At 62.3% G+C, this 11386-nt stretch carries 11 protein-coding genes and 1 pseudogene; 11 read left to right on the top strand and 1 reads right to left on the bottom strand.

Going from position 1 to position 11386, the window contains the following annotated elements; all coding sequences use genetic code 11:
- Nucleotides 1-320 precede the first annotated feature (320 nt).
- The gene (locus LHU53_RS14495) at nt 321-794 is read left to right on the top strand and encodes a hypothetical protein (protein WP_227333372.1); all 474 of its coding nucleotides are present in this window, start codon (nt 321-323) and stop codon (nt 792-794) included.
- A gap of 862 nt (nt 795-1656) precedes the next feature.
- On the opposite strand, the gene LHU53_RS14490 is transcribed toward LHU53_RS14495, so the two are convergent.
- On the bottom strand, nt 1657-2565 hold the full coding sequence (locus tag LHU53_RS14490) for a LysR family transcriptional regulator (protein ID WP_227333371.1): 909 nt from the start codon (nt 2563-2565) through the stop codon (nt 1657-1659).
- Between the two features lie 115 nt (nt 2566-2680).
- Here LHU53_RS14490 and LHU53_RS14485 point away from each other — a divergent pair, with 115 nt between their 5' ends.
- The 10 genes and pseudogenes from LHU53_RS14485 to LHU53_RS14440 all read left to right on the top strand — a co-directional run.
- Nucleotides 2681-3538: an isochorismatase family cysteine hydrolase gene (locus LHU53_RS14485; RefSeq protein WP_227333370.1), complete on the top strand. Its 858-nt coding sequence runs from the start codon at nt 2681-2683 to the stop codon at nt 3536-3538.
- A 22-nt stretch (nt 3539-3560) separates the two neighbouring features.
- Nucleotides 3561-4580, top strand: coding sequence for an ABC transporter substrate-binding protein (locus tag LHU53_RS14480; protein WP_227333369.1), 1020 nt, complete (start codon nt 3561-3563; stop codon nt 4578-4580).
- Nucleotides 4581-4597: 17 nt separating this feature from the next.
- Nucleotides 4598-5389 carry an SDR family NAD(P)-dependent oxidoreductase gene (locus LHU53_RS14475; RefSeq protein WP_227333368.1) on the top strand — a complete coding sequence of 264 codons (792 nt, stop codon included), beginning with the start codon at nt 4598-4600 and terminating at the stop codon, nt 5387-5389.
- A gap of 47 nt (nt 5390-5436) precedes the next feature.
- Nucleotides 5437-6897, top strand: coding sequence for a dihydroorotase family protein (locus LHU53_RS14470; RefSeq protein ID WP_227333367.1), 1461 nt, complete (start codon nt 5437-5439; stop codon nt 6895-6897).
- Nucleotides 6894-8024, top strand: a complete 1131-nt coding sequence (locus LHU53_RS14465) for a ring-opening amidohydrolase (protein ID WP_227333366.1) — start codon at nt 6894-6896, stop codon at nt 8022-8024. Before LHU53_RS14470 ends, LHU53_RS14465 begins: the two co-directional genes overlap by 4 nt.
- Nucleotides 8017-8901, top strand: coding sequence for an ABC transporter ATP-binding protein (locus LHU53_RS14460; protein ID WP_227333365.1), 885 nt, complete (start codon nt 8017-8019; stop codon nt 8899-8901). Before LHU53_RS14465 ends, LHU53_RS14460 begins: the two co-directional genes overlap by 8 nt.
- Nucleotides 8898-9689 (top strand): ABC transporter permease, encoded by a 792-nt coding sequence (locus LHU53_RS14455; RefSeq protein WP_227333364.1) that lies wholly within the window; start codon nt 8898-8900, stop codon nt 9687-9689. The genes LHU53_RS14460 and LHU53_RS14455 overlap by 4 nt, the downstream gene beginning before the upstream one ends.
- Complete coding sequence (locus LHU53_RS14450) at nt 9686-10279, top strand: TIGR00730 family Rossman fold protein (protein WP_227333363.1); 594 nt, start codon at nt 9686-9688, stop codon at nt 10277-10279. Before LHU53_RS14455 ends, LHU53_RS14450 begins: the two co-directional genes overlap by 4 nt.
- 23 nt (nt 10280-10302) lie before the next feature.
- Complete coding sequence (locus tag LHU53_RS14445) at nt 10303-10713, top strand: DUF3830 family protein (protein WP_227333362.1); 411 nt, start codon at nt 10303-10305, stop codon at nt 10711-10713.
- Nucleotides 10714-10842: 129 nt separating this feature from the next.
- A pseudogene (locus tag LHU53_RS14440) lies at nt 10843-11151 on the top strand (transposase); the annotation flags it as partial.
- Nucleotides 11152-11386 lie beyond the last annotated feature (235 nt).

Raw genomic sequence — 11386 nt, 5'->3', positions numbered from 1 at the left:
GGCGTATAGGTCCACTTCTGTGTACATCCTCTCTGCCTCTCCAGATCCAATCTTGGATCACAGGATAGGCTTGGGACTGGTACCCAATCACACCGCCGAGTGGCTCCCTTTTACTCCGCCATTCATAACTACAACGTGGCAACGAATGGCAGTGGTTTGGCTACCGACTCTGAGGCCGGGATTTTTGTAGCAACTCGCCTCAACATCGGGTGTCATTTGGCGTCAATCGGCCAACTCAACGGCACCATCGCCCGCATCCTGTATTTCCCGAAAAGTCTGCCGTCCCACCTCCAAGCCCTCAGCGCATAAGGACACACACCATGATCCAAATCGACGACATTGGTGTGCTCTACACCGCGCCCGCAGACGACACACCGCCTGTTGCCCTGCCAGGCTACCACGTCAACACCACGCACCCGGTGGCAGAGTGGGCTGCATACAAGGTCACGCCAGCTACGCCCCGGCGGGTATTCGGCGGCATCCCGACGCACTTCTACACCTTTGCCGACGAGGCCGACTATGAGGCACACCTTGCCACTGCGGACCTTGATCCACCCGTGGTGGTCGTGCCGCAGTCAGTCACGATCCGCCAGGGCTGCCAGGCGCTGGAAGCGGCTGGACTGCTGGCAGATGTGGAGGCAGCCATTGCTGCTGCGCCACGCTATGTGCAGATCGATTGGGAGCGCGCCACGTCCATTGACCGCGCCTGGCCGACGCTGGCCGTCCTGCAGGCCGCCTTGGGCCTGACCGATGCGCAGATTGATGCGCTGTTTATTGAGGCTGACACGTTGTGAACCCCGACAAAGACCCTGACAACAGCGGCTGGTGCCCCTGCGCGTGAGTTGCGTACTCACCATAGATATCTGAACATCGTTTGAACCGGTAGCGCGCCGTGTGTTTCTGGCGTTTCCTGTTGGGCAATTTCGTTGCATACAGCGAAATAGAAACAAGCCTCAAATATCGCGCAGAATCAGCATCAAATATCTCGCCGCGCTTCATGACGCCGTATCCCTAGATATCGGCACATCCAAAACAGCAGAGCGAGGGTCTTCTAATAAATAAGGCATGGCGAGTCCAAATTGGCCGCTATTTTTTGATAGCGGATAAATGCCCAATGTGGGCGTGAAATAAACAGAGTTGGGGTCACAGAGGTCACGCTGTCGGTGCCACTGTGCAGGTTTGAACCGAGAACTAATGTTTTCGGGTGATCCTCGACGAAATGGTCGAAGATCGTTGGATGTCCGGATTTGGCGATCTGACGGCTGTCTGCTGTCAGACAACAATCAGAAACCCGGCTGCATTGATGCAGAGTTGAAGGCTGACACTTGATCAGCGTGTGCACCGCTAAACGGTACTGATTGAATTTTGCTCGGCAATGGGTTTTGCGTCAAACGATGCTGACCACTATGCGTCTGCGAACCTGTGGATGCAGTTCATCAATCAACTTTGCAAGCAGCTCCCTGTATGAGTATCCCAGTGCCCTGAGGGTGCCCCTGGCCGATACCCGGCTGGCCAGCATTTGCTCTGGTGCTAAGCGGGCCGTCGTCGGCAAGACGCTTGGTCCGCGAGGTAGACGCTAACCGCGGACCGAGCGCCTTGCCGGGAGAGGTGAGGGTGTATTCAGCAGCTTGCTAGAGAGCGTGCTCACGCCTCTTCCTATTCGAGCTTCGGCGAAGCTTCTTCTAGCGACGACATGACAGCAGCCATGAATGCGTGGGCAATCACTGGCAGCTGACGACCTCGCAAGTGGGCAAGCACCAGGTGACCGCTGGGGAACTGCCGATCAGTGATCTCACGGGCCACTATCTGCCCGCTTTTGTGTACGGCGCCAATGGCGATCTGAAAAGAAATCGCGTGACCATGCTGTAAGCAGCCGTGCAGAAACTCGAAGCTGTTGCTCTCGACCACCGCTCGCAGCTTCACGCTGCTGCGCATCAGGTAGCGCTCTAGCAGTTTTCGGCCACCCGCTTCGCGGTTGGGCAAAACCAGGGGATAGTCCATGCACTCGCGCAGCCGAACACCGCCGGCGCGCTGCGCCAGCGGGTGGCTGCGGTGCATGGTAGCCACGAGCCGTTGCTCGAATTGCGCGACCACCTGAAGGTCGGGCTCATGGGTCAGATTGAAAACGAGCACGAAGTCGGTCTCGAACGCCCGCAGGGCTCGCAGGGCCTGTACGTGATCACCAATATGGACATGGAAATCCACCAGAGGGTGCGTGCGACGAAAGTCGGCCACCAGTTGGGGCATGAATTCAGGCGCCAGCGCCTGGCTGGCCACCAGCTTGACGCTCCCGCGGCGCAAGCCCTGCAACTCCTCAATCTCTGAGCGCACCTCCTCCAGCGCGCTGGCCCGCCCGCGCACGTACTGCACAAACAGCTCCCCGGCGGCGGTCAGCCGCATGCCGCGCGGCAGCCGCTCGAAAAGAGGAACACCCAGCTCGTCTTCCAGATCTTGAATGCGCCGATTCACCGCAGACGGTGCGACATGCAAGGACTCGGCGGCTTGGCGGATCGAGCCGACGCGAGCGACCTCGTCGAAGTATTTGAGAAAGCGCAAGTGGTTCATGAAGGGGGCCTTGCAGGAAGGATGCCCGATCCGTTGCCGAAACGGCAACACAGGTAGCGTTATTCGGCACGAAGGTTCAGCACCGAATGGCATGGTCGGTGCGTGTGTGATCGCCATGAAGAACGCTCCACGCCCCTCTTGTGCACCCACAGCGCCCACCCCGCCGTCTGTATCTGCCTGCTTTGGCCCGGTGGCGCACAACGCCTGGCACTTGGGTGCTGATGGCATTGACCTGGTGCGCCCAGCCATGAGCGCCAAAGCGGTGCACATTGATGCCCAGCCGCAGTGCATCAAGCTCGATATCGTGCGCAGCGTGCTGGTGGTGGTCGACATGCAGAACGATTTCTGCCACCCCAAGGGCTGGTTTGGGCAAAAGGGAATCCAGGTCCGGCCCATGCGCAAACCCATCCCTGCGATTGCCGCGCTGCTGCCCATCTGGCGCGCTGCTGGTGGGACGGTGCTGTGGTTGAACTGGGGGGTGCGCGCCGACCGGCTAAACCTGCCCCCAAACGTGCAGTTCCGAGGCAAGTGCAGCACCGACGGGGTGGGCTATGGCGAAGCCTCGCCCGAGGACCGTGGCCGATCGCTGGTGCCCGGTGAGTGGGGTGCACAGGTGGTCGACGAGCTCAGCGTGGCCGACACCGATATCACCGTCTTCAAGCACCGCCTCAGCGGCTTCTGGGACAACGAGCTCGACAGCATCCTGCGCCTGCGTGGCGTCACCACGTTGCTGTTTGCCGGCGTCAACACCGATCGCTGTGTGTTCAGCACGCTACAAGACGCCGGCTTCCTGGGCTACGACTGTGTGCTGCTGCGAGACGCCTGCAGCACGCCCTCGCCCGCCTATGTCACGCGGGCCATCCACCACATCGTTGAACAGCTGCACGGCTTCACCGCGCGCAGCACCGACCTCGTTTCCGCCCTGGCGGCGCTGAGCCCGAAGCGCCGCGTTTCCTCCACTCCCTCAACTTAAGGAGAACCCTCCCATGCTGCGCATGCGTACTTTACTAACCGCCTTGCTGACCAGTGCTTCCCTGGTGGTGCTGTCGGCACCGGCTCAGGCACAAACCAAGATCAAGATGGTCCTCAACTGGAAGTATCAGGGCCCGCAGGCCTGGTTCTTCATGGCCCAGGACAAGGGTTATTTCAAAGAAGAGGGCCTGGACGTGGAGATCGACCAGGGCGAAGGCTCGTCTGCCTCTATCACCAAGGTGGCAGCCGGTGCCTACCAGGCCGGCTTTGGTGACATCAACGCGCTGATCAACCTGGCTGCCACGCGCCCCGCAGAGGCCCCGGTGGGGGTGTACATGGTCTACAACACGCCGCCCTTCACCGTGGTGGTGAAGAAAGACAGCCCGATCAAGACCCCCAAGGACCTGGAGGGCAAGACGGTCGGCGGCCCGGCCAACGACGGCGCGCTGCGGCTGTTCCCGGCGCTTGCCAAGGTGGCCAAAATTGATGCGAGCAAGGTCAACATCACCCACATGGCGCCCAACCTGCGCGAGCAGATGCTGCTGCGCGGCCAGGTAGACGCCATCTTCGGCTTCACCAACACGGTGTACTTCAGCGCCAAGCTGGTGGGCATCGACCCCGCGAAAGAGTTGCGCTTCATCAACTATGCCGACTACGGCATGGACCTGTACTCCAACGCCATCGTCTTCAGCCGTAGCTTTGCGCGCGACAACCCCAAGGCCGTGACCGGCTTCATCAAGGCCGTGAACCGGGCCATCAATGACACGCTGACCAACACCGAGGCAGCCATGGACACGGTGATGAAGCGCGAACCACTGCTCAAGCGAGAAGTGGAGAAGGAGCGCCTGCTGGCCACCATCAAAGAAGAGATGAACCACCCCGAGATCGCCCGGATCGGCCTGGGCGATGTGGATCCTGAGCGTCTGAAGCGCGCCATCTCGATGGTGGTGGACGCCAACAGCCTGCCACGCACGCCCAGCAATGCGGAAGTCTTCGACCGCAGTTTCCTGCCCCCTCGCACCGAGCGCGCCAGCAAGCTCTGAATCAACAAGGACACGCAATGGATCTCCAACTCAATCACAAAGTGGTCGTCATCACCGGACCGGCCAAGGGCATGGGTCGCGCGGTGACGCTGGCCTTTGCCGAACACGGCAGCCAACTCGTGCTGGCCGGTCGCGACACGGCTGCCATCGAGCCGGTGGCAGTCGAGGCCCGGCAGTTCGGTGTTCCCGTCATCGTTGTGCCCTGCGATCTGACCCAGTCGGTGCAAACCGAGGCCTTGGCCCGCCATGCGCTGGAGGCCTACGGGCGTATCGACGTGCTGGTCAACGTGGCCGGCGGCTCGGGCCCGATCGGCAAGACCGGCTGGGAGACCAGCACGGAGGAGTTCAACGAGATCGTCGAACTCAACATGACTGGCTGCTTTAACACCATGCATGCCGTGCTGCCCACCATGATCGCCCAGCGGGCCGGCAAGGTGGTCAATGTGGGCGGCACCTTCGGCATGCGCGGACGCGCCGGCCGCATGGCGTACTCGGCCAGCAAATGGGGACTGCGCGGCATCACCAAGAGCTTCGCGCTCGAAGCGGGGCCGTTCAATATCAACGTCAACTGTGTGGCGCCGGGCATGGTCGACGGCCCCCGCTTTCGAGAAAAGGTGTGCGCCAACATGGCCAGCAAGCTGGGCATCACACTAGAAGAGGCGATGACGCGCCACGCCGCCGACTATGCGCTCAAGCGCGTGTCCACCGATACCGACGTGGCCAACGCCTGCCTTTTCCTGGCCAGCGACGTGAGCCGCCAGATCACCGGCGTGGACCTCCCCGTCGACGGCGGCTGGGCCAGCCTGTAACCGCGCCGGGCGCTTGCCTCAACCCCTTGAACCCTGGAGATAGAAGAATGAAGAACGTTGACCTGGTCATTCGTGGTGGAAAGATCGTTTCACCCGACCGCATCATCGAAGCCAGCGTGGCCATCGATGGCGAGCGCATCGTGGCGGTGGGACACGACGACGTGATGCCCTCGGCCACCCGTGAGATGCGCGCCGACGGGCTGTACCTGCTGCCCGGCGCCATTGACAGCCATGTGCATTTTCGGGACCCCGGCTACCCGCACAAGGAAAACTGGCAGACCGGCAGCGCCGCGGCGGCCTGCGGAGGGGTCACGACCGTTTTCGACATGCCCAACACCAACCCAGCCACGGGCACGCGGGAAGCATTGGCCATGAAGCTGAAGGCGGCCGAGCGCAGCTTCTGCGATTTTGGCATTCACGCCCTATTCGGCGACGAAACGGTGCACCTCCTCGAAGACCTGCTGGACGCGGGTGCCACCAGCTTCAAAGCGTTTGTTGGCAACACCTTCGGCAACCTGCCCGCCCCCACGGACGGCGCGTTGCTGGAAGGTTTCGAGAAGCTGGCGCCTCTGGGCATTCGCACCGTGGTGCATGCGGAGAACAGTTCCATCATGGCCCGGCGCCAGAAGGCGCTACAGGAAGCGGGCCGCATCGATGCGCAGGCCCACCTGGATGCGCGTCCGGCGGTGGCCGAGATCGAAGCCATCGGTCGCGTGTTGACACTGGCTGAGTGGACCGGCGCCCGTGTGCACATCGCACACCACAGCGCGGCCGATTCGCTCTACCTGCTGCGCGCGGCCAAGGCCAGGGGCGTTGACGTCACGGCCGAAACCTGCCCGCAGTACCTGTTGCTCAACACCGATGACATCCTGCGCCTGGGCGGTATCCTGCGCGTTAATCCTCCGGTACGCGAGCCGCGCCACAACCAGCCCTTGTGGGAGGCCCTGATGGACGGAACCCTAGACATGATCGCGACTGACCACGCGCCGCACACGCCCGAAGAGAAGACGCGCGAGAGCATCTGGGCCTGCGACTGCGGCTTCCCCGGCGTGGAAACACAGATGCCGCTGATGTTGACGCAGGTGAACCGCCAACGTGCCACGCTCATGGACTACGTCAAGTGGAGCGCGGTAGCACCCGCCAAGGCCTGGGGCCTGTACGGCACCAAAGGCGTGATTGCCGTGGGCGCGCACGCCGACATCGCCTTTGTGGACATGGCACAAACCGGCACGCTGTCACAAGGCCGCCTGAAGTCCATCAGCAAGCTGTCCCCCTGGCACGATCGCGCCGTGCAGGGCTACCCGGTGCACACGTTGCTGCGCGGTCGTTTCGTCATGCAGCACGGCAAGCTGATGGAAGAAGCCATCACCCATGGCTGTTCTGTCAAGGGTATCCAGGCCATGCCACTGCCACAGCCGCGCAACCAGCAGCACTACACCAGCGCGATCCTCACGCCGCCGCCAGGCGTGCGGCCCAACGCGCTGCCCGCGGCCGAGGTCGAACGATGAACACGGTGCAATGCGTTGAGGTGTTCCGGGTGCCGTGCAGCAACCCCGGTGATTTGCGCGGCGTGCAGGCGCTGATGGATCAGGGTGCCCTGCAAGCATCGCAGATCGTGGCCGTGATGGGCAAGACCGAGGGCAACGGCTGCGTCAACGACCACACGCGAGATTTTGCCGCCACCAGCTGGTGCCACTTCCTGGCGACGCACCTAGCGTGCAGCCCGGCCCAGGTGGCCGATCGCGTGGCGCTGGTGATGTCCGGTGGGACCGAAGGGGTGCTCTCGCCGCATTTCACGGTGTTTGCCAGAGGCTGGGCACCCGCTCCGGGCCATGGGCAAAAGCGTTTGGTGGTGGGCATTGCCCATACCCGGGATTTTCATCCCGAGGAGATCGGACGGCGCGCCCAGATCGTGGCCACGGCCGACGCCACGCGGGCGGCGATGGCCGATGCCGGCATTTCGGATGAAGCAGATGTTCATTTTGTCCAAGTCAAGTGCCCCCTGCTGACGGCGGACAAGGTGCAGGCGGCGCTGGCACGAGGCCAAGAACTGGTGACGCACGATGCCTACGAGTCGATGGGCTTCTCGCGCGGCGCCTCGGCGCTGGGCGTGGCAGTGGCGCTGGGCGAGGTGCCGCTGCCAAGCGTCGAGGACTCGGTAGTGCTCTCCGACTGGACGCTGCATTCAAGCCATGCCTCTGCATCGGCCGGCATTGAGCTGGAACACAACGTGGTCATCGTCCTCGGCGAAGCCGCCGGTGCCGCCTCCCCCATTCGGATCGGCCACACCGTCATGCGCGATGCGGTGGACAGCGCCAGTGTGCGCCGGCTGCTGCGCGAACATTTCGACATCGACCCCGACAGCCCGATGCTTCAGCAGCGCCTGGTCAATCTGCTGGCCAAGGCCGAAGCCAGTCCCGATGGCCGTGTGCGCGGCGAAAGACACACCATGCTGAACGATTCAGACATCAATTCCACACGTCATGCACGCGCCGCTGTGGGCGCCGTTCTGGCATCGGTGGTCGGGCAAACCGCGCTGTACGTGTCCGGCGGTGCCGAACACCAAGGCCCTGCAGGAGGCGGTCCCGTGGCCGCACTCGTGCGCGTTGAAACCACAGGAGCTGCACATGACTGATCCCTTTATCGAACTGAGCAACGTCACGCTGCAATACGGTGGCGGCACCCTGGCGCTGGCACAGACCGATCTGCGCATCCCCCAAGGCGACTTCGTGGCGCTCGTGGGCCCCAGCGGTTGCGGGAAAAGCACGATCCTCAAACTGGTGGCCGGACTCCTCAAGCCCAGCTCGGGCGGCGTGGTGGTGGCCAAGCGCGAAGTCGTGATGGCCGGCACCGGCCCCAGCGTCGAGGCGGTGGGTGGCTTGGCCGCCAAGGTGCGCATCGGTCTGGCGTTCCAGAACCCCACCATGCTGCCCTGGCTGACGATCCGCGAAAACGTGATGATCCCGTTGAAGATCGTCGAGCCTTTCCGGCAAGACTGGGCCAGAAAAAAGAAGGGTGAATACGCCGAGCGCGCCGATGCGCTGCTGGCCCAGGTCGGCCTCAAAGGCTTCGGCGACAAGCGGCCCTGGCAGCTGTCGGGCGGCATGCTGCAGCGCGCCTCGCTGTGTCGCGCCCTGGTGCATGAGCCTCAGCTGCTGTTGCTCGACGAGCCCTTCGGTGCCCTGGACCAGTTCACACGCGAAGAGCTCTGGGCCATCCTGCAATCGCTTTGGATGACGCAGCGTCCGACCGTTCTGCTGGTCACGCACGACTTGCGCGAGTCGGCGTTCCTGGCCAACCGGATCGCCGTGATGAGCGCCCGTCCGGGCCGTATCCTGGAAGAGCGTGAAGTGCCGTTTGCCCGCCCGCGAACGCTGGAGATGAGCTACTCGCCCGAGTTCGCCACGCTGGTCCAGCAACTTCGCATGCGCATCTCGCACGCACGAACGCCGGTAGAGGGCGACCCGCCTGAAACCGTCCCTGCCCTCAACCTGATGAAGGTGTCCGCATGAACGCATTGAACCCCCAAACCCGGCAGCGCCTGCTCTCCGCGACTGCACTGATCGGCTTCTTCGTGCTATGGGAGCTGGCTTGCCTCGCCTCCGGCGTGTCCGACTTGATCTTGCCTCGACCTTCGCAGATCGCCGATGTGCTCTGGACCAAGATGCCGCTCCTGTGGCCGCACACGGTGCAGACCATCTACACCACGCTCACCGGCTTCGCTCTCGGAGTGTCGATCGGGATCGTTGTCGGTATGATCATCGGATCGTCCAAGCTCGCCTACGATGTGGCGTACCCGCTGTTGGTGGGATTCAGCAGCATCCCCAAGGTCGCCGTGGTGCCCCTCTTCGTGGTGTGGTTCGGCGCTGGTACCGTGCCAGCAGTGCTCACGTCCATGGTCATCAGCATCTTCCCTGTGGTGGTGAACGTGGCCACGGGCCTGGCCAACACCGAGCCCGAACTGGAAGACGTGCTGCGCGTTCTGGGCGCCAAGAAGCTCGACATCCTCTGGAATGTGAGTTTGCCGCGTGCCCTGCCTTACCTGTTCGCGTCGCTCAAGATCGCCATCACGCTGGCGTTTGTGGGCACGGTGCTGGCTGAAACGGTGGCTGCCAACAAGGGCATCGGCAACGTGATGATCATCGCTAGTGGCAACTTCGACGTGCCCATGGTGTTTGCCGGCCTCGTCATCCTGGCCGTGATGGGCGTGATGCTCTATGTCGCCTCGGCGTTCCTGGAACGCCGCATGACCGGCTGGGCACAGCGCAAGGACAGCAGCGGCAGCGTGGTGATGGCATGAAGCCGCCGCTGAGCAGCGTGGCCGTGTTCTGCGGCTCCAATTTCGGTGCTGCGCCCGAATACGCGGTGGCCGCCGCGCAGCTGGGCACACTACTCGCGCAGCGCAGCCTGACGCTGGTCTACGGCGGCACGCACAAGGGCCTGATGGGCGTGGTGGCCGACGCCGCATTGGCTGCAGGCGGCACGGTCGTGGGCGTCATCACCCAGCGCCTGCACGACCGTGGCCATCTGCACGATGGATTGACACGCCACGAGATCGCACCTGACATGCGGGCCCGCAAGGCGCGCATGTCCGAACTGGCCGACGCCTTCATCGCACTACCAGGCGGCCTGGGAACTCTGGAGGAACTGCTCGAAGCCGCTACGCTGACGCAGCTGGGTGACCACCAAAAGGCATGCGCTGCGCTGGACGTACGCGGCTTCTACTGCCCGCTACGCGCCCTGCTGGAAACCGCCACCGACGAAGGGTTTCTCAAGCCTGAGCACCGCGACATGTTCGTGATCGAAACCGACCCGGCGCGCTTGCTCGATGCGCTGGCCGCCTGGACACCCCCAACCGTCAGCAAGTGGATCGGCCAGCCCGGTTCCTGAATCCAACAAACAAAACATCACCTATGACACGCATACGCATTACCGCTGCTGGCCACACCTTCATCGCCGAGACGCACCCCGATGCGCCGCTCACGGTGGCGGCTTTCATGAATCTGCTGCCCTACAGGCAGAAGCTGATCCACGTCCGCTGGAGCGGCGAGGGCGTGTGGGTACCGCTGGGCGAGTTTCAACTGGGCGTGGGATTCGAGAACCACACCAGCCACCCCTCGGTGGGCGACATTCTGTTCTACCCTGGCGGCTACAGCGAGACCGAAATCATCCTCGCTTACGGCGCCTGCAGCTTCGCCAGCAAGATGGGCCCGCTGGCCGGCAACCACTTTCTGACCATCGTCGAAGGCCGACAACACTTGCGCAAACTTGGCACGACCGTGTTATGGCAAGGCGCGCAGGATGTGGTTTTTGAAAAGATGTGACGATATCGCACTCGGATTCAATACGGCCGATAGGAGACCGATATTTGGTCCGTCAGTAAGGAGGTTGTACAGGATTTTGTGTAAGCGGACAATCCAACGCAGGCGTGAGCCCGCATGTCCGTAAACACAATGACAATCAAGAAGTACGAACTATCCGAAGAACTGCTGGCCAGCCTGCTGGCCGACTACAAGCAGCCTGAAGACTTGATAGGCGAGCACAGCCTGCTCAAGCAGCTCACCAGACGGCTGGTGGAGAAGACCCTCAAGGGTGCGTTCGGTGAATTGCCCATCGAAATACCCCGTGACCGCCACGGCAGCTTTGAGCCCCAACTCATTCCCAAGCACCAGATCCGCTGGGCAGGTTTTGACGACAAGATCATTTCCCTGTTCGCCCGTGGCATGACTGTGCGCGAGATCCAGAGCCACTTGCAGGAGATGTAAGGCCACACGGAGATCGAATCTTCGTCAACTAATGTCTGCCCTGTTTACACAAAAATTCTGACACCGCTACGTAGCGGAGAACGTCAAATGATGCTGTCCACTTAAGGAGGATGGGCCGCCATATTGCATGCTCCGTATCTTTTTTGGAAACTCTGCAGCAGAGCAATGGTCATTTGCAATAAGTTTTCTATCGAGACTTGGCGAGTTTGTTTTTGCCGACTTGGTGTGACAT

It is taken from the genome of Rhodoferax sp. U2-2l, assembly GCF_020594515.1.
GTDB lineage: Bacteria > Pseudomonadota > Gammaproteobacteria > Burkholderiales > Burkholderiaceae_C > Rhodoferax.
The sequence above is the reverse complement of the archived record's forward strand: the minus strand, read 5'-3'. Positions and strand labels throughout refer to the sequence as shown.